The organism is Ruminococcus sp. AF17-22AC, assembly GCF_003460065.1.
GTDB lineage: Bacteria > Bacillota > Clostridia > Lachnospirales > Lachnospiraceae > Blautia_A.
Genome location: NZ_QRXT01000003.1, coordinates 16,228 through 35,821, shown reverse-complemented (window position 1 = coordinate 35,821; position 19,594 = coordinate 16,228). Strand labels below are relative to the sequence as shown.

Below are 19,594 nucleotides of genomic sequence, written 5' to 3'. Positions count from 1 at the left end.
CAAAATATTTTTGTCACAATTATAACATCTTCGTCTTTTGAATGTCAGGATTATAACATGAGTCTCCATCCACGGTCATGGTACAAAAAAGAGATTCTGTCCCAAAATGGAACAAAACCTCTCTTCTGTAACTCTGTTTTATTTTCTTATCATTAGCCGATTTTTATGATACAGACATCCCATGAGCCAAGAAAAACATCCCGGTGTTCCTCATCTGCTGTACCGAGTACTGTACTGAATTTCTCTGAAACTTTAATTATTTGCTCTTCCCATGCATAATTCAGGTAAAAGCGAATATTTTCACCTTTTTCATTTATGCCCTCGCGGACGATCACCGGAAACTGTTCCGGCGCTGCCGCATGGATTCCGTTCTCTCCCAGAATCCGGACAAACAACTGCTGCAGGTACTTTTCTTCAAACATACATCCGATATACCACGCTTCACCTTTGCCATATGCATGACGCGTAACCGCGGCATATTTTTTCCAGTTTGGATGCTGATATGACAAAACAGTTTCCGCACCTTCCGACATCAGAAGCTCCATAAAATGTTCTGCCTCCGGCGCACCACTCTCAAATCCGGTCAGAGTCACATTTTTCGGAAATGTAAACTGTTGATAATATATGCCAAACACTTCGTTTAAAATATGTGGCTGTCTGTCCGGATATACTTTCACATTTTCATTGGCAAAGGCTGTCTTGAATGTAGCGATCAGTGTGCCTCCGTGCATTGTATAATCTTTCAGACACTTCAGGAGCTTTTCATCAGCCACGTACATTGCCGGCAGGATGACTGCCTTATATTTTTCGATATCCGTACTCTCTGAATAAATAATGTCACACTCAATATTCATTTTATAGAGGGCATCATAGATCCAGCGTACCACATCGTTATATCTTATTCCATCATTTCCGGCAGCGTCCGCTTCGATTCCGAACCATTTGAGCGCGGTCAGAGATTCATTATTCACCATAATTGCAGCTTTATTATTTTTCTTAAAGCCAGACAGAACGGGAGATAATTTTTTAAACTCATTTCCTATAATACATGCCTCGCGGTAAACGGCATTTTCTTCCATATCATGGCTCAGAAGTCCCCGCCAGTACGTCTCAAAAGAATTATGAATGGAATGCCAGTGCCAGTACATGACGCCAAGTGCTCCTGCCGCCAGATGGCTGTATGCCTGCAGGCGGAGCTGCCCGTCATACGGAGTCCATCCCGGATATCCCTGTGCTTCCGTCTCCAGCACAAGGTAGTTATCGTTTTTCAGAGAGCGAATCAGATCCCCTCCAAAAGCGATTTCAGCACCTGTAAGTGCGTCCTGTGTCGGATGATAAATATCCACACCGGCAAGTGTCAGGTGCTTCGCACATTTAAAATGATCTACATCCGGCTGCACACCATAAGAATAGCCATGCCATTCAAAATCCAGATTGTGAGTGATAAACTGATCTTCTCTCTTATATTCTGAAACAATCTCTGCCTGCCAGCCAAGGAACTCCTCAACAAGGCTGCGCTGATATTTTTCAAACTCTGCGCCAAGGCTTCCATTGATCGTTCCACGCACATCCGGAAAATCTTCCCATGCATTGATCCGGTTGCTCCAGTAATCCAGCCCAAACTCATGATTCAGTGCATCAAGATCGTTGTTGAATTTTTCTCTGAGATATTTGACAAAGCCAAGCTGAACATTTTTGCCCGCAGTTCCGTAATATTTCGTTTCATTGTCAAGCTGGAATCCGATCACACATTTTCGGTGTGCCGAAACTTCCATCAGTTTACGGATCACGCGTTCCGCATAATAGCGATAGACCGGATGTGTGATATCCATAATCTGTCTTGCACCGTAAATGCCCCGTCCTTTGACAGTCTCTGCAAGCACATCCGGATAAGCTTTCACCATCCATGTCGGCACCGCATAAGTCGGAGTCCCAATGATGACGTTGATTCCCGCTTCTTCCATCGCATCCATCACACGGGTCACATGTGAAAAATCAAAGACACCCTCCTGCGGCTCGCATGTACTCCACGTTGATTCTGCAATCCGAATGGTGTTGATTCCGGCCTTTTTCATCATGGCAACATCTTTTTCAAGCCGGTCATATGGCATATATTCATCGTAATATGCTGCTCCGTACAGTAATTCTTTCATTGGTTTCCTGTCCCTCTCTTTTTTATTCCTTAATTATACTTTAACATAGTTGATCGATATTTGACATTATTTCCTCTGAGATTCGGAAAACTATTTCTATTTTGCCCCCTTATTGTCAAGAACCTGATTTTTATATATAATTGTTTTATATCATTTTCAGGAGACGATCATCATGCAGAATCAAAACAATACAAATCCCATGGAAACGGGAAGCATCCCAAAACTACTGGCGCAGCTGGCGATCCCTGCCGTTGTCGCACAGGTCATCAACCTGCTTTATAATATTGTAGACAGGATATATATCGGGCATATTCCGGGGATTGGCGCGGCTGCTCTCACCGGTGTCGGGCTTTTTGCACCAATCCTTATGCTGTTAAATGCCTTTGCCATGCTGGTCGGTTCCGGCGGTGCGCCGCGTGCTGCAATCGCTATGGGAAAGAAAGACCATGATACGGCAGAAAAAATCGTCGGTAACTGTTTTACTTTGCTGACAGGGCTTGCCGTTATTCTGACGATTCTCTTTTACATAAGTGCACCAACCTTATTAAAACTTTTCGGTGCAAGCAGTGCGACCATGTCCTATGCCACAGCTTATGCAAGAATTTATATTCTCGGAAGTTTCTTTGTCCTGATCGTACTTGGTATGAATCCTTTTATCACTACACAGGGATTTGCAAAGATCAGCATGATGACCACCGTCATAGGTGCTGTGATCAATATCATCCTTGATCCGGTTTTTATCTTTGTTCTGGGAATGGGAGTACGAGGTGCCGCACTTGCCACGGTACTCAGTCAGGCAGTCGGCGCCATCTGGATTCTTCGCTTCCTGACCGGAAAGAAAACAATCTTACGATTAACGAAAGAAAACATGCGTCTCGAAGTTCGTGTATTCGGTCCGTGCCTTGCACTCGGTATTTCAACATTTGTCATGCTGTCCACAGAAAGTCTTCTGTCGATCAGTTTCACAAACAGTCTTTCCCGCTACGGTGGGGATGTAGCAGTCGGTGCCATGACGATCATCACAAGCATCAACCAGCTTGTAGCAATGCCGGCTCAGGGAATCTGTCAGGGCGGGCAGCCGATTATCAGTTACAACTATGGCGCGGACAAGCCGGAACGTGTCAAAAAGGCTTTTTTCACGCAGTTCTGTGCATGTGTTGCTTATACCTTTACATTCTGGGCTGTGATCATGCTCTTCCCTCAGGTATTTGCTTCTATATTTACTGCAAACAAAGAACTGGTAGAGTATTCTTCATGGGCGCTGCGCATCTATATGGCTGGCATCTTTTCTACCGGCTTCCAGATAAGCTGCCAGCAGAGTTTCATGGCTCTTGGTCAGGCAAAGGTCAGCCTGCTGCTTGCCTGTCTGCGAAAGATCATCCTGCTGATCCCGCTGATTTTTGTCCTGCCGCACTTCCTGCCGGATAAAGTTTTCGCAGTCTTTCTCGCAGAGCCGGTAAGTGATATCCTTGCCGCCGCCGCGACCACGATCACATTCCTGACACTGTTCAATTCAATCCTCAAAAAAGAAACGAAATACCCCCCTGTAAGAAAAATCACATAGATATCAAAGGAGACCACAATGAATCATACAAATATAACAAATTTTTCTTCTGAATCATTATCCCCATCTTCTGATAAAGCAAAATTCCCTTCCGATTTTGTATGGGGAGCAGCTACCAGTTCCTATCAGATTGAAGGTGCTGTAACAGAAGACGGCAAAGGCGCACACATCTGGGATATTTTTACCAGAGAAGAAGGCAGGATCTTTGAAAACCATACCGGTGAGATTGCCTGCGACCATTACCATCGCTTTAAAGACGATGTAAAACTGATGAAGGAAATAGGAATCCGTGCATATCGTTTCTCCATAGACTGGAGCCGTGTCCTTCCGAATGGCTTCGGTACCGTCAATGAAAAAGGGATTGCTTTTTATAACGCTCTCATCGACGAACTTCTGAAAAATGATATCGAACCTTACGTCACTTTATACCACTGGGAACTGCCATATGAACTCTACAAAAGAGGCGGCTGGCTCAATCCGCAGATTGTAGAATGGTTCGGTGATTATGCGCGTCTCGTTGCAGAACGTTTCAGTGACCGTGTAAAAAATATCTTCACTTTAAACGAACCACAGTGTTTCATCGGCCTCGGCTTCCTGACCGGAGATCATGCTCCCGGTGTACAGGCCCCGCTGCGTGATACTTTCGAGATGGCACATAATGCTCTGAAAGCACACGGCAGAGCTGTCCAGATGCTTCGTGCCTACGGCAAACAGAAGCTTTGCATCGGTTATGCCCCGACTGCATCTATGTGCTATCCTGCAACAGAATCCGCACAGGATATCGAAGCTGCAAGAACCGCCTTATTCTCACTTCCTGCTGATAAGCAGAACTGGACCTGGAACGTTTCCTGGTGGTCCGATCCGGTCTTTTTCGGTCAGTATCCGAAAGAAGGCCTCGTAAAATATGAAAAATATCTTCCAAAGATTACGGATGAAGATATGAAGCTGATCTCCCAGCCAATTGACATGTACGGACAGAACATCTACAACGGTCAGTGCGTCCGCATGGGTAAAGACGGCAAACCGGAGTTTGTAAAACGCTATGAAGGATTCCCGAAAACCGCTATCGACTGGCCGGTGACACCGGAATGCCTCAACTGGGGACCGCGCTTCCTCTACGAAAGATACCAAACACCGATCTACATTACCGAAAACGGACTGTCCTGCCATGATGTCGTTTCTCTCGATGGCAAAGTACATGATCCAAACCGTATCGACTTCCTCGCAAGATATCTCGGTGAATTAAAAAAGGCAGCTACTGCTGCCGATATCCGTGGTTATTTCCACTGGTCGCTGATGGATAATTTCGAATGGTCAAAAGGTTACTCTGAACGCTTCGGACTTGTCTATGTAGACTACCGTACACAGCAGCGGATCATGAAAGATTCCGCTTACTGGTACCGTGACTACATAAAAAACAACGGCGAAATTTAATTCCGCTCCTTAATAAACTGTCTATTATAAATATTTCATCATTGTTGGCACAAGAATGTTCATATCAACAGGCTTTGCAACATGAGCATTCATGCCAACAGAAAGAACCTTTTGTATATCTTCCGCGAAAGCATTGGCAGTCATCGCAATAATTGGAATCCTGGCTTTTTTCGAATCCTTCATCTTTCGGATAGCTAATGTAGCATCATATCCATTCATAACCGGCATCTGAATATCCATAAGGATCAGCTTGTAATAATCAGCATCAGCTTTTTCAATCATGTCAATACATGCAACACCATCATTGGCAGTCTCAACAATACATCCTTCTTCTGTCAATAGTTCCGTTGCGATTTCAGTGTTGATTTCATTATCTTCAACCAGTAGGATCCGAACACCGTTCAGGCAATTCTTATTGCACAGATTACTATTTTTCTTCGCCAGGGTTTCTTCTTCTGACTCTTTTCTGCAAGGAATAGTCACTGTAAACGTGGAACCTTCTCCCTGCTTACTTTTCACTTCTATTGTGCCACCCATGAGTTCTACGAGCTTTTTCGTAATTCCCATTCCAATGCCACTACCATCAATATGACTTAATGTAGTGTTGCGTTCTCTTTCAAAAGTTTCAAAAATACGCTTTTGGAATTCTTCAGACATACCAATTCCATTATCGGTAATAGTAATGATTATATCGCACCAGTCTTCTTTTTCGCAGGATTTCTGTAGGACATTACAGGATATTGTACCTCCTGTATTTGTATACTTTATTGCATTGCTTATAATATTGAGACAGATTTCTGACAGGTGCGGTGCATCCATATATACATACGGATACATAATCTGTTCCGTCAGAGAGAAAGTCTGATCTTTACTTTCTGCCTGTTGTTGGAACATAATGACACAATTTTCAAAGCACTCATGGACATTCGAAACAGTGTATTCCATTTCGACCTTATTATTTTCAATTCTTGCAAGATCCAGAACATTACCAAGCATCGCTAAAAGTTCTTTTCCGCATATTTGAATTTTTTCAAGATATCTGCCAAGTTTATCTGTTTCCTGCAAATGTCTGGATGCCAGCTCTGCATAACCAATGATTGCATTCATAGGAGTTCTGATATCATGAGACATATTAAACAGAAATGATGATTTTGCTCTATTTGCACATTCTGCTTTTAATTTAGCTTCCCGCAATTCTTCCTCTTGTTTTAATTCGCGCAGTTTTTCGTCTGTCACATCTCGGTTCGCAATCAGCACAGATGTAATATTTCCATTTTTATCATAGCTCTGAGGTACAATCATGGAAAGAAACCATGAGCCATCCTTCTTTTTGAATTCCGAAGACATAAATTCTTTATTATGAAGCCGTGCCGCCATGGTTTGTATATCAAAAAAATCTATATACTTCTGTACAAATGGCTCTGCTATAATATCTTCGATAATCTCGAACTGAGGATTCCAATCTGCAGTATTATCTTTAATATCCAAATACATTTCCCGGGATTTTTTGACTAGTTCGATCTTCTTTGTTTTCAAGTTCAGCCTTGAGATATGATAATAGGCAGTGCCTAATGCATGAATCGCCTGCCGGTTTTTTTTCACCTACTTTCCCAATGTAACAGGGAACTCTTCACCGTCCATCTGTTCCAAATCTGGTATCGACTGATGCAGATGCTGAACCAGCCATTTCCCATTTGTCCACTTATAGATAATCGTAAATCTTGTCTCCATTTTAAAACAGATTGAACCATCTTTAAACAGACCAACAAAATCTACTGTTCCATGTGCAAGAACATGATTCTCATCAAGTCTTTCTTCTTCCTGATGTAAATTCCTTACTTCAAGTCTGATTTTACCTCTTCGCTTTACATCAAATTTAAATGATTCTAAAAACTCTTGCAGATTCCTGAAAATCTCGTGTTTCCCAGTTCCAATCAGACTGATATTTTCATCAAAATAATTCTCAATTCCTAAATCATTTACTGATTCAGCGTTAATATATATTTTAAAAAGTTGCTCTGTGAGTTTTTTAAAATCATCCATACGGTTCCCTCATCCAAATAATTCTTAAATGACTTTAAGTTTTCTGGTTTACTTCCAAAGTTTATCCACGTTTCATTCTCTTCCAAAAATTCCTGATATACACCTCAAATTATTCATTTTATTATATCACAGCGTCGTATTGTTCCGCCATCATTTTTTCAAGACCGATGTCCTTTTGCACCTTCGCCTTATATCCTGTCACCTACATCTCTGTCTTATTTCTTATGGTATACTTTTTTCAATACACAAACGTCCCGAGGATGTCAAGTCATTGCTACAAAAAATATGCGGCTTTTTTGCCACTATAGCCAGCCTATCAAATCAAGCTTAGCAAAACTTAACAAAACGGATCAGAATACTGACTGGTTCACCAGAGGACTATGAGACGGGAAGAAACCAAAACTACTATTACTTTGACCCGGATATGAAAAGTTTTAATCTCCTGATCAGTGTGCTTCGGAACGCAGTAGATATCACCTCTGCATTTCCTGACAGAAGTGGTTTGTAAACCTTGCAATCGTCTTATAGGAGTTCTATAATATCTTCGACCGTTGGCAGATTTTCAGCTATAGCAATTCCAGGAAACAGACATCTGCCAGCCAAGTTAATTTTACAGAAATGCAGGGGATAATTTTATGAACATCAGATGATCCTATAAAAATCATAATTGACATTCAAAAATATGTAGTATATAATCGTTTTGTTCATCGGAGGGTGATTTGTTCGATCAGAAACAATAGCTGGATAAGATGGCAGACTGAAATGTCCGCTTTCTTATTCAGCTTTTTTGTTATCTTCCTGATTCGACTGAATTTTCAACAAAATCAATTTCACAAGGAGGAATCACAGCACATGGAAAAAACACATCATTTACCGAAGGAAAAATCATGCAGCCTTTACTTCTGTTTGCGGTTCCTGTATTGCTGGCACTGTTTCTACAGGCTATGTACGGTGCAGTAGATTTACTTATTGTTGGTAAGTTTGCTTCTTCTGCTGATGTATCTGCAGTATCTACCGGTTCACAGATCATGACCACACTGACAAATCTGGTCAGCAGCTTTGCAATGGGAACAACGATTCTGCTTGGACAGCAGATTGGAAGCGGTAAGAAAGAAGAAGGCGGTCGCACCGTAGGAACAGCCATTCTGCTATTTGCCGGAATTGCTGTGATCATGTCAGTCATTCTTGTAGTCTTTGCTCCTCAGGTCAGCAGTCTCATGAACGCACCGGAAGAAGCTTTTCAAAAGACCGTTAATTATATCCGGATCTGCGGCGGCGGTATGCTAGTCATTGTCGCTTATAACCTGATTGGCTGTATTTTCCGCGGACTTGGAGACTCCCGGACACCATTGATCACCGTTGCCATCGCATGTGTATTCAATGTTGCCGGAGACTTGCTTTTATGTGCCGTTTTCGGTATGGGTACAGCTGGTGCCGCTATTGCTACTGTATTTGCACAGATCGTCAGTGTAATCGTATCTTTTATTCTTATCAGTAAAAAAGATCTGCCATTTACAATAAAAAAAGAAAATATCCGGATTCACAAAACTTACCTGCGTAAGATGACCGCTTTCGGCGCGCCGATTGCCCTGCAGGATCTTCTCGTAAGTATTTCTTTCCTGATCATTCTGGCAATCGTAAATGATATGGGTGTGATTGCTTCCGCCGGTGTTGGTGTTGCGGAAAAAGTCTGTGCTTTTATTATGCTGATATCATCCGCTTTTATGCAGTCCATGTCTGCTTTCGTAGCACAAAATTATGGTGCCGGACGCCTTACCAGAGCAAGAAAGGCATTGCACTATGGCATCGCAGTTTCCTTTACCGTCGGTATTGTAATGTTCGCAATTACCTTCTTCCATGGAGATATCCTGGCAGGTATTTTCTCCTCCGACTCGGAAGTAATAGCAGCAGCCGCAGATTACCTGAAAGCCTATGCCATTGACTGTCTGTTCACTGCTATCTTCTTCTGCTACACCGGATTCTATAATGGAATTGGCAGAACAAGATTTGTTATGATACAGGGGATTCTCGGTGCCTTCTGCGTCAGAGTGCCGGTATCTTACATTATGAGCATCCAGCCTAATACTTCTCTGTTCCATATCGGGCTGGCAACACCGATATCCTCTATATTACAGTTAATCCTCTGTGTAGGATTTATGCTTTGGCTGCAAAAAAACAGACTGTTAGATGGCGAACATTAATACTCTCATTCGTTTTGATCGTTGTAACTGTTTACCTCACAGTCAGCAGACTGCTGAATAGTTATTTGTTCACCCGGTTCATACCTCTGACAGTGCTCAATCACTCTTTATCATTTTGATCTCTTCAGCTGCATTCAAGACATTCAGCTGATATTCAGCAATCTCTTGTAATATTTTGAATCTTTCTCCTTTGTCTTTTCCCTCTCGCAGCATCTGTGCATTATGTGATTCCAGATTGGATAGAACTGTTAATTCATTAATTGTTGCAAAATCTCTGACATTGTTTTTCTTCGCAAGTTCAGGATTTGCATCCCTCCATGCTTTCGCTGTAAATCCAAATAATGCCACATTTAATATATCCGCCTCTTCCGCATATGCCAGCCATTGAAGGTTTTCCCTGTAATTCATTTGAGGAAGCAAATATTTTTTTACAGCATCCGTCTGAATCAGATAATTATTTTTACTTAAGAAACGTTTTGCATCCCATTCCTTTTGTTCAGAGTTGTTTTCTTCTTCCTTCAACCGCTGAAATTCCTTTATCAGATATAGCTTAAACACAGGACTGATTGCAGAGGCAAACTCAAAAGCAATATCTTTGTGTGCATATGTACCACCATATTTCCCACGCTTTACATATAATCCAATGGCATTTGTTTTATTTACCCATTCCGAAACACTAGGTGTAAAGGTCAATAACCCTGCTTGCTTTTTAAAGTGTTCGGATTCGAACACTTTAAAATTGGGATTATATATCTGTTCCCATACAGACAAATATTCCAAAGTACCACGATTTCTTAACCAATTTCTTACCACATCTGCTGCCCTGACAGAATCTGATTTAGCCTTAGCAATATCTGTAATACAAATATAATCATCTAACTCCTGTTTCGAAATAGAAATATGCACATTTTGCACTTCAATTATTTTATTCTTCATTCACATCTTCCTTTATGATGAGTTTTTCCATCTTTGCTTTATACGCTAATAAGCGTAACACATAATCTGGCATCTTTCTGGTTCCTCGTTCCCACTCTGTTACTGTTCTGTATGGGATTTCAAAATATTCACAGAATTCTTTTCTGTTCATTCCGGTACTTTCCCGTAATCTTTTTATTTCATCTTTTATTTCCATTTCTTTTCCCTTTTCTTTTTACACATTGTGTATATATTGTAACATATTTTTTTATCAGTCACAACGTTTATCATCTTTATTTTGGTATACTTCCGGCTGTACACAGTGCTCCCCACCCCACACTTTCATTCGGGTACCGGTCAAACCCGGGCAGGGGCTGGGCACCACGGCGGAGATATGCCTTCACTTTTTCGCCCCAGAGAAAAGGATCGTTTCTGCGTATAATGCCCCATTCCATCATAAGGGCGGCGGCCCCTGTCACAAACGGTGTTGCAAAAGAAGTCCCTGTCACTCCTGTGTAGCCGCCTCCGGCCGACGGTGCAAGGATGTCGACCCCCGGTGCGACCAGATCCGGTTTGGGATAAAATAGATTTCCGCCACCTCTCCCGGAAAAATCCGCATATGCATTGAGCCTTGAATCATACGCTCCCACAGTGATCACCTTCGCTGCCGTTGATGGAATCGTCAGGGTTTCTGCCGCAACCGGCCGGTAAAATCCTGTCACAGGATTCAGCACATTTCCGCCCGGAAGCCACAGATTATAATTTCCTTCTCTGATTCTCCTGCCCCGCAGATGAATTTTCCATACACCCGGAGTAAGATATGTTCCCGTTGGGAGAAAATCAACGTAGATCTCCTGTGTCACCTGAAAAGGTCCCGGTTTTCCATAATAAACCAGCAGCTCCGTCTCGCCTGCCCGATATCTCTGAGTACCGATTCTCTCCGACAGAACCGGTAAATTTTCTCCCGAAGGTGTCTCAAGAAAAATTTCAATTTCATCTGCATAAGCTTTCCACAACTGCAGATTCAGTGTTGTCTCATAAGCACCAACACTCATTTCTACAATCTCACTCTGTCCCTGCTGCAGTCTTCCCGCGGTATGGATACGGTCGTTTCCATTGTTTCCACTTCCCACGCAAATGACAGACCGCCCCACATTTGCCACGTTGCTGATATAAGTCTCCAGAAGCGAATCCCCCTGATGTGTTCATTATAACTAGGGGAAAATTACTGTAAAAAAATTTGCAGTCTTTACACTGCCTGTTTTTCTACCGGATAAGGCGACTGATACTTAAATACAATATCAATGCTCTTATCTCCATTCACAACAATTTTTTCAATCAATTCTGTCACAATTTCTCTTGTCACTTCGGATAATGTTCCATACTTGATAAATTTCTCTATCCAGTTTTCATAAGATTCTTCTGCCTCTCCAAAGCTGTCTTTCTCTTGTTCTGCCAACTGAATCTTCGCCCTGATATCTTTATCCTGCTTTTCATATTCTGCCTTATAGGAGAGATATTCTTCTTTATCCAGAACACCATCTACATAATTTTCGTAAGTTTTCTTTTTATACTTTTGGACAGCCGCAAGTTCTTTTTGTAACCGTTCAATCTGCTGGTCTGCTTCTGCACATCGTCTCTGCACCTCCTTCTTCCTATCTGCTACTTTTAATATTTCATCCTTATCACTTTCTTTCAGTGCCAGTTCCGCTTGTCTTTGGATTTCATTTTTTACAATAGAATCCAATACTTCTTTTTTAATGAAATGAGAATAACAAACTGTGTTTCCTTTTTTGTGATAGGTACCGCACTCATAACCGTCCCGACAAGTAACCCTCTGGAAATTATATCCGCAATCTCCACAAACAATAATTCCTGCGTATGGATTTACCTTTCTCACTTCGCTATTAAATCCCGGTGTCCGTGTTCTTTTCTTCATAAGTTCCTGTACCTGCTCAAAAGTATCTTTGCTAATAATTGCTTCGTGCATTCCTTCCACAATATACTGCTGTTCCTCTGGAATATATTGATACTTTTCCACTTTATAGGATATCTTTTCTGATTTATGCTGTACCATAGCCCCTGTATAAACTCTGTTTCGCAAAATTACATTGATCGTAGGATATGCCCAGCCCTTTGCACCCGCTTTTTCTAATGCATTGGCATATTTCAATCCCTGCACCTTTCTCTTATACTCTGACGGTGTCAGAATTCCTTCCTGATTCAGTTTCTTTGCAATACCATCCCTGGAATATCCTTCCAAACTCATATAAAAGATTCTCCGTACCACTTTAGCTGCTTCTTCATCTACAAGAAAATGATGCTTATCTGCCGGATCTTTTACATATCCATATGGGGCAAACCCAGACATAAACTGTCCCCGTTTCTTCTGGGCGGTCAATGCACCTCTGATTTTCTTAGATATATCACGACTATACATATCATTAAACAACGTCTTAAACTGTGCCAATTCTTCATTACTGTGATGAACAGAATCCACGCCATCCAAAATTGCAATATAACGCACACCCAAAGATGGAAAAACACGCTCAATATAGTTACTGGTTTCAATATGTTCACGCCCAAGCCGGGAAATATCTTTCGTAATAACGCCTTGAATTTTCCCTTTGTAGATATCCTCCATCATCCGCTGAAATTCCGGTCTATTCGCAAAATAAAGCCCCGAATAACCGTCATCAATATAAATATCTGCGATTTCCAGATCCTCTGATTTAGTCACATACTCACGAATCAGTTTCATCTGATTTTCAATACTCTCACTAACTTTATTCTCTCCATCATCCTTCGACAGACGACAATATACACCCATCTGATACATCATATCACCCCATCTTTCTCAAGTATTCTATCTGGTGAACTCTCTACTGAAGCAAACTTAAAATATATATCTATTTTCTGCTCTGGATATACATAAATTTTATCAACTAACTCCACAAGCGCTTCTCTGGTAAGCTGCTTTACCGTTATTCTTCTGCGATTAAAGTGCTCCAACCATATCTTTGTTTCATTGACCGCCGCCCGCTGCCTTTGCTCTTCATGGTTCAGTTCTGATAATTCTTTTTGATATTTCTGATTCTCTGTTTCATACATCTGTTTTAATTCCAGATATTCCTCTTTGGAAAGTACTTCATCCATAAACTGTTCATATGCTCGTTTCCGGTATTCCAGATTTCTTTCTATTTTTGCCTGCAATTTTGCAATTTTACCATCCAGTTCCGGCTGTTTCTGTCTGATCTGAGTTTCCAGATTCTTCATATCCATCTTCATCTGTTTCAATTGCTGGTTGATTGCAAATACAACCAGTTCATCCAGCTTTTCAAATGTAATATGATTCAGCTCACAGTAATTCTGCCCCTGCTTCTGATGAAAACCACACATATATCCGTCATAGTCTTTATGAGATGCCAGATAACGTTTTCGCATGGCTGTTTTACATTTCCCACAAAAGAGCAGTCCCACATATTTATGTGGTTCATTGTTTTTATCAAAATAGGAAACTCTGCGCCCCTTTCTTATTTGCTGAACCCTATCAAACTCTTCTTTAGAAATGATTGCCTCATGTGCATCCGGCACCAGCTCCATTTCTTCCAGGGGAATTGCCTTTTTGTATTTCAGCTTATAAGACGGTCTTTCATGTTTCCGAATCACAACCGCCCCAGTATAGACCGGATTCTTTAAAATTCCACTTACAGTAGACGATGTCCACAGACCTTTTCCCGAATCCCATACATAATTGGTTTTTAAAACTTCCTTTTTATATTTTGCGGGACAAGGGATTTCATCTTCATTCAAAGTCCTGCAAATAACCGTACAGCCAAATCCATTTTGATACATTCTGTAAATTCTTCGAACAACCTCGGCTGCATAAGGATCAATTTCCAGATGATTATGAATTGTTTTACTTTTCACATATCCAAAGGGGGGCTGTTTCGGAGTATATTCGCCCATACTTCTTTTGGTCTGAATCGTTGTCTTAATCTTTCTGGATGTATCTCTCAAATACATATCATTCAGCAAAGTTTTTATTTCTAACATTTCATCATAAGTTCCAACGGCTGAATCATAATTATCCAGAATCGAAACAATCCGAATCTGTTTCTCCGGGAAATATTTGCCTAGATAATAGTTGGTATCAATATGTTCTCTTCCAAGTCGAGATACGTCCTTAAAAATCACCATATTGATAACACCAAGCTCAATATCTGCCAGCATCCTCCGAAATTCAGTTCTTTCAAAATTACTTCCAGAAGCCCCATCGTCTACATAAACTTTTTTCTCTGCAATATCTTTATTCTCTGCAATATAATCTCTTGCCATCTGAATCTGAGAGTGAATACTATTGCTGTATTCACCCTCTTTATTTTGCTCTTCAATGGAAATTCGGCAATAAATTCCTGCCTGATACATTCTATCCCTCTTTTCATCGGTCTTGCGTAGTCATTGTCTTTAATTGTCTTTATTTTACAACAAGAACTTAAGAAAATCAACCTGCAATTTTTCGTTCAGTAAGATTCTGAATGCACTGGATCAATGTCTTTTCCCCATTAAAATGCACTCGAATCTGATATCCTGCATGTTCATAGCTTACATTCTCTTTTTGGATTTCTTTTTTTGTATCCAGAACTTCTACAGAATCAAATAACGTATTCATGCTATATGCCTCCTTCAGCATACAGTTCTCTCTACATCCTATGCCGGCAGGATTGTACAAAAGTTCTGTATGAATTGAATTCGGCTTTCGAAAGCCTGATTACATTCTAAAATTATTCTGCACCAATCACATTGAATTGAAATTGACCGCAGATTGAGTTTTTAAGATTCATTTTCTTCCTATACAGTATCAATTCCTATTGTCCGGAACATTTGTTCGTGTTATAATAAAAAGACTTTAAGAATATAAAACACGAAAACCAAAGGAGGGATTTCTGTTGGAACGATGTGATTTTTCTTCTATTAGCACATGCCTAAAAAATCAAATCAGTGAAAGCAATCAGATGAACCAACCTGATTTTTTATACGAATTATTTGAAGATTTTATGAATGATCCGATAAATGAAGATTTTTCTATGGATAATGGTCTAATTTGCCGCTGGATAACCGGACAAGCAAAAATCAGTCCCAAAATAACCTCATATTATGCAAAACCCAGCAATCAGAAAAAACTGGCAACAACCATTCAGCGGAACTTACTTCCCTTAATGGCAGACTGCAACATGGTTATACAGGACATTTACACGTTATTCATACAGGACGATACGATTTCGGATACAAAAAAGCAGGAACTTGTATCTCTATATAAACCTTCTGATTCAAGGCTGTTGTTTTTAGCAAAAGTACTTTCTTTTGGTATGGAACGGCAATTTATTAAACGTGATACAAGAAATCAAAAACTGATTGCAGGAGGTGTTCTATCTCCGATTGTTCTGGATTACATTATGGACAGCGAAGTCCCAAAACCATGCCGTCATTTTCTAGGAAGAGAAGAAGAACTGGATGAACTCCATACTTTGTTTGAAGAGAACCGACATATATTTCTTTATGGAATTGCCGGAATTGGAAAAAGCGAGCTTGCTAAAGCCTATGCAAAGCAATACAGAAAACAGTACACCAATATTCTCTATATGGAATACACCGGTAATCTATATCAAGATATTGTAGACATGGATTTTATTGATGATCCACCAGAAATCAGTGAGCAGGAACGTTTTCAAAGACATAACCGTTTCTTACGCTCTTTGAAATCTGATACACTGCTGATCATAGACAATTTTAATGTCACATCCACACAGGACAGTTGCCTGTCAGTCGTATTAAAATACCGTTGCCGGGTTTTATTTACAACCAGAAGCCAACTGTCTGAATACTGTAGTTTTCAATTAAAAGAACTGAAAGATATACCCACTCTTTTTCAACTGACATCTGTATTTTATTCAGAAGCAGAGGAAAACCGGGCAATCGTAGAAAAAATCATAGAAACTGTACACTACCATACTTTTGCTGTCGAACTGGCAGCCAAACTTCTGGAAAATGGAATTTTAACTCCAGAGCAATTATTGATAAAACTTCAAGAGGAAAAGGCTTCTCTTCATAATGAAGATAAGATTAAAGTAATGAAAGATGGTCAGAGCAAAAAAGCCACCTATTACAACCATATCCATACCCTGTTTTCGTTATACTCCTTATCACGGAAACAGCAGGATATTATGTGCAATATGTGTTTTATGCCTTCATCTGGTATTTCTGCCCGTATATTTTCCAAATGGCTGGAGCTGCCTACTTTAAATGACGTGAATGATCTGATCGAGACAGGTTTTGTACAGTCAAGTCTCCGGCATACTATTTCTCTGCATCCAATGATTCAGGAAATTGCAGTTTCCGAGACCGCACCTTCTGTTACAAGCTGCCACACGTTATTGGATTCTCTGCAAAAAATATGTTTGATGCATGGCATTGAAGTTAGCTATTATAAAAAATTATTTCAAACAGTAGAAAACATCATGCTTTTCATTGAAAAGGACGATATTCCCCAATACCTGTTATTTTTAGAAGATGTTTTTCCATATATGGAGAAGTACCACTATCAAAAGGGTATGAAAAAAATCATCCAGGAACTACAGCATTTTATAAAAGCAAATACTTACGGGACTGCATCTGACCGTGCCTTACTATTGGATTATCAGGCAACTCTGGAACCCAAAACAGAAAAAGCGATAAAATTAGAAAAAGAAGCACTTGCTCAAATAAAAGAAACCACAAAAGAAAATGCCCACCTGGTTTCCAACCTCCATTCCAATCTTGGAGGGCTTTACCGAATCAACGGACAACTTGATCTCGCTAAAAGGCACATGAAAATGGGTATCTCTCTTTTACAACAATACCAGCTTCTTTATACTAATGACAGTATTCCTCAGATTAATAATTATGCTGTCCTCTTAATTGAAATACAAGAACCTGACCTTGCCCTGTCTGCTCTTCAGAAATTAGCACAGATTATCAAAGAATATAATTCAAACCACTGTTTGGATTATGCCCAGGTACAGGAATCCCTTGGAAGTATCTGCCTGATCACTGCAAATATTTCGCAAGCGAAAACCCATTTTAAAAAAGCCTTGAAAATTTATGAGGATATATGGGCAGACGAACCCGAATTGATTGAAGAAAAATATCAAGCAATTCAAGAATTGTATCCACAAGCTGGAATTGCTCTGGCAAAAAGTATTCTTCTCACCAAGCACTAACGGTTCCTACAAACACTTGTAAAATATATTGCCTCAATAATGTAAACGCCTAGTTTTGAGATACACTCCAAGACTAGGCGCTTGTCCATTTCCATTTTTTCTTAGACATGGAGCGTTTACATAAGGATCACTTTTCTTTTTTTGACACTTTTCGCTCCTCCTATCTCAAATTTTTTATAGTCTAGGTATATTGCCTTCATCAATGCCTGAGAACTTGTAAATATGCTCCTCTGCTTGTTCAATCTGCGATACATTACAATCATCTCGTCATCAACCTACTGTTTGATACAATATGTCAAATGCATAGTGGCTCAGTTCTATTAGAAATTTATATCTCTAACTCCGCACCAATTCTAAAATTCCTTTTGAAAGGCGATATACTTTATCAACACTTTCCAGTTCTTTATACTTATGCGTAATAAAAACGATAGTCTTATTTTTTAATTCACTATGTAATAACTCACGTAAAGCTTCATTTGATTCAACATCAAATCCTTCTGTAGCCTCATCCATAAGTAAAATGTCTGCATTTTTCAGCAGAGCCCTAGCTACAGCTATCTTTTGTCTTTCTCCTCCAGAAAGTTTTGCACCATCTTGTCCAATTTTTTGTCCAAATCCATGATCCAATTTTTCAATAAAACCTAAAGCACCACTTTTTCTACATGCTTCAACAACTGCATCTCTTGACGCCTTTCCATCGATATTAACATTCTCCTCTATAGTCCCTTGGAATAGATATGGTCTTTGGCTTATAACCGCAATTCTATTTCTCATATCTTGTATATCCATCAATTCCACAGGAGCTCCATACAATTTTATTATTCCTTTTTGTGGCCGGTAGAATCCCGCCAAAAGGTTCAAAAGTGTTGATTTGCCACTTCCATTTTCTCCTACGATCGCAATTCGTTCCCCTTTTTTTACACATAGTGAAATACCATTTAAAATAGGGTGTCCTGGTTCATAACCAAAGACAAGATTTTTTACTTCAAAAACCATATCCCTATCTTGATAAATTTTCTCAGGTTTCATTTCACATAATTTCATTTCCAATTCTTCCGGTTGTCCCCATAACTCAAAAAGACGTTTTGCCGATGGCTCAATTTGCGCAAAATAATATTTAATGTTTATCAATGCTGAAATTGGATTTACAACATATGCACTATATGTAATAAAAGCAAATGCTCCGCCTATAGTGAATTCTCCTTTTATTATAAAAAGCCCACTTAATATATATAATAACGCATTTACAACCGTGTCTATTACTACAACACTGACAGTACTATATTCATCTAGCATTGCGTTCTTTTTATATGAATCCATCAAATCTTTTTGCAGACCTTCAAATTGAGATTTTTTTACCTGAAACAGATTCCAGAGCTTCATTTCATGAATTCCATTTATACACTCGGCAAACCAACTCATAAACTTTCGTTTATCCTCAATCCACTGTTCAAACACTTCCCGTTTCTTGTTTGCACAATAGGACACTATTATAAATTTCAGTGGAATAATTGCTTCTATCAATATTGCTAATTTCCAGTCTAATAAGGACAGCCCAACTACTCCTCCTATTATTTGGAGAATTGATGATATAGAAAACTGAGTAATCTGATCCACAACAGATGACACATTATCAATATCCATACCAATTGTATTTATAATCTCTGCACTTCCTCTTTCAGCAAAATACTGTATTTTCATCCTATTGATTTTCCAGTAAGTCTTTTTATAGAGAGAATGTGTAAACTGATTATGTACATTTGAAAATAATTTTGTTTGGATTATATTTAACTCTTGCTGGGTTAAAGAAATTATTATTAATATAACAGAAAATAAAAGAATGTATTTCATGTTTTTCTGCAATATACCACAATCTGTTATTTGTCTTATAAGCAGTGGGTGTATAAACGTTATGAATGATGAACCCAAAAGGCAACAGATAATCCCTGGAAAATACTTTTTATATTCACACAACATTTTACAAATTCGATACCATGTTTTCCCATTTTCTCTCATATCCAATTG

Annotated in this window: 14 protein-coding genes; 4 read left to right on the top strand and 10 right to left on the bottom strand. The window is 39.8% G+C overall.

All coding sequences use genetic code 11. The features are described 5' to 3' along the window. Window positions 1–152: 152 nt before the first annotated feature. A complete protein-coding gene (locus tag DWW86_RS05445; RefSeq protein WP_117942499.1) occupies window positions 153–2,153 on the bottom strand; it encodes a beta-galactosidase in 2,001 nt (666 codons plus the stop codon). 172 nt (window positions 2,154–2,325) lie between these two features. Here DWW86_RS05445 and DWW86_RS05440 point away from each other — a divergent pair, with 172 nt between their 5' ends. Next, entirely contained in the window at window positions 2,326–3,717 is a 1,392-nt protein-coding gene (locus tag DWW86_RS05440) for an MATE family efflux transporter (protein ID WP_117942498.1), read from the top strand. A gap of 18 nt (window positions 3,718–3,735) precedes the next feature. Further along, window positions 3,736–5,151, top strand: coding sequence for a GH1 family beta-glucosidase (locus tag DWW86_RS05435; RefSeq protein WP_117942497.1), 1,416 nt, complete (start codon window positions 3,736–3,738; stop codon window positions 5,149–5,151). A gap of 24 nt (window positions 5,152–5,175) precedes the next feature. Here DWW86_RS05435 and DWW86_RS05430 read toward each other — a convergent pair whose 3' ends face one another. Together DWW86_RS05430 and DWW86_RS17305 are read right to left on the bottom strand one after the other, a co-directional pair. Beyond that, window positions 5,176–6,639: a hybrid sensor histidine kinase/response regulator gene (locus tag DWW86_RS05430; protein ID WP_286187653.1), complete on the bottom strand. Its 1,464-nt coding sequence runs from the start codon at window positions 6,637–6,639 to the stop codon at window positions 5,176–5,178. A 114-nt stretch (window positions 6,640–6,753) separates the two neighbouring features. Beyond that, window positions 6,754–7,194: a nuclear transport factor 2 family protein gene (locus DWW86_RS17305; RefSeq protein ID WP_286187652.1), complete on the bottom strand. Its 441-nt coding sequence runs from the start codon at window positions 7,192–7,194 to the stop codon at window positions 6,754–6,756. 887 nt (window positions 7,195–8,081) lie between these two features. Here DWW86_RS17305 and DWW86_RS05425 point away from each other — a divergent pair. After that, window positions 8,082–9,395, top strand: coding sequence for an MATE family efflux transporter (locus DWW86_RS05425; RefSeq protein ID WP_117942496.1), 1,314 nt, complete (start codon window positions 8,082–8,084; stop codon window positions 9,393–9,395). Between the two features lie 96 nt (window positions 9,396–9,491). Here DWW86_RS05425 and DWW86_RS05420 read toward each other — a convergent pair whose 3' ends face one another. From DWW86_RS05420 to DWW86_RS05395, 6 genes are all read right to left on the bottom strand, one after another. Continuing rightward, window positions 9,492–10,331: a KilA-N domain-containing protein gene (locus tag DWW86_RS05420; RefSeq protein WP_072522113.1), complete on the bottom strand. Its 840-nt coding sequence runs from the start codon at window positions 10,329–10,331 to the stop codon at window positions 9,492–9,494. Then, window positions 10,321–10,527 (bottom strand): helix-turn-helix domain-containing protein, encoded by a 207-nt coding sequence (locus DWW86_RS05415; RefSeq protein ID WP_072522114.1) that lies wholly within the window; start codon window positions 10,525–10,527, stop codon window positions 10,321–10,323. The genes DWW86_RS05420 and DWW86_RS05415 overlap by 11 nt, the downstream gene beginning before the upstream one ends. Before the next feature lie 76 nt (window positions 10,528–10,603). Further along, a complete protein-coding gene (locus DWW86_RS05410; protein ID WP_286187651.1) occupies window positions 10,604–11,473 on the bottom strand; it encodes a S8 family serine peptidase in 870 nt (289 codons plus the stop codon). An 86-nt stretch (window positions 11,474–11,559) separates the two neighbouring features. Further along, window positions 11,560–13,152 carry a recombinase family protein gene (locus tag DWW86_RS05405; RefSeq protein WP_005428244.1) on the bottom strand — a complete coding sequence of 531 codons (1,593 nt, stop codon included), beginning with the start codon at window positions 13,150–13,152 and terminating at the stop codon, window positions 11,560–11,562. After that, window positions 13,149–14,738 carry a recombinase family protein gene (locus DWW86_RS05400; RefSeq protein ID WP_009245397.1) on the bottom strand — a complete coding sequence of 530 codons (1,590 nt, stop codon included), beginning with the start codon at window positions 14,736–14,738 and terminating at the stop codon, window positions 13,149–13,151. The genes DWW86_RS05405 and DWW86_RS05400 overlap by 4 nt, the downstream gene beginning before the upstream one ends. A 76-nt stretch (window positions 14,739–14,814) precedes the next feature. Further along, window positions 14,815–14,982 (bottom strand): hypothetical protein, encoded by a 168-nt coding sequence (locus DWW86_RS05395; RefSeq protein ID WP_009245398.1) that lies wholly within the window; start codon window positions 14,980–14,982, stop codon window positions 14,815–14,817. 277 nt (window positions 14,983–15,259) lie between these two features. Here DWW86_RS05395 and DWW86_RS05390 point away from each other — a divergent pair, with 277 nt between their 5' ends. Continuing rightward, on the top strand, window positions 15,260–17,569 hold the full coding sequence (locus DWW86_RS05390; RefSeq protein ID WP_009245399.1) for a tetratricopeptide repeat protein: 2,310 nt from the start codon (window positions 15,260–15,262) through the stop codon (window positions 17,567–17,569). 336 nt (window positions 17,570–17,905) lie between these two features. Here DWW86_RS05390 and DWW86_RS05385 read toward each other — a convergent pair whose 3' ends face one another. Continuing rightward, window positions 17,906–19,585, bottom strand: a complete 1,680-nt coding sequence (locus tag DWW86_RS05385) for an ABC transporter ATP-binding protein (RefSeq protein WP_005428253.1) — start codon at window positions 19,583–19,585, stop codon at window positions 17,906–17,908. Between the last annotated feature and the right edge of the window lie 9 nt (window positions 19,586–19,594).

Coding starts and splice junctions, on each gene's coding strand:
- DWW86_RS05415 (WP_072522114.1), bottom strand. CDS start 10,527: ATGGAAATAAAAGATGAAATAAAAAGATTACGGGAAAGTACCGGAATG.
- DWW86_RS05400 (WP_009245397.1), bottom strand. CDS start 14,738: ATGTATCAGGCAGGAATTTATTGCCGAATTTCCATTGAAGAGCAAAAT.
- DWW86_RS17305 (WP_286187652.1), bottom strand. CDS start 7,194: ATGGATGATTTTAAAAAACTCACAGAGCAACTTTTTAAAATATATATT.
- DWW86_RS05405 (WP_005428244.1), bottom strand. CDS start 13,152: ATGATGTATCAGATGGGTGTATATTGTCGTCTGTCGAAGGATGATGGA.
- DWW86_RS05425 (WP_117942496.1), top strand. CDS start 8,082: ATGCAGCCTTTACTTCTGTTTGCGGTTCCTGTATTGCTGGCACTGTTT.
- DWW86_RS05395 (WP_009245398.1), bottom strand. CDS start 14,982: ATGAATACGTTATTTGATTCTGTAGAAGTTCTGGATACAAAAAAAGAA.
- DWW86_RS05420 (WP_072522113.1), bottom strand. CDS start 10,331: ATGAAGAATAAAATAATTGAAGTGCAAAATGTGCATATTTCTATTTCG.
- DWW86_RS05440 (WP_117942498.1), top strand. CDS start 2,326: ATGCAGAATCAAAACAATACAAATCCCATGGAAACGGGAAGCATCCCA.
- DWW86_RS05385 (WP_005428253.1), bottom strand. CDS start 19,585: ATGAGAGAAAATGGGAAAACATGGTATCGAATTTGTAAAATGTTGTGT.
- DWW86_RS05435 (WP_117942497.1), top strand. CDS start 3,736: ATGAATCATACAAATATAACAAATTTTTCTTCTGAATCATTATCCCCA.
- DWW86_RS05445 (WP_117942499.1), bottom strand. CDS start 2,153: ATGAAAGAATTACTGTACGGAGCAGCATATTACGATGAATATATGCCA.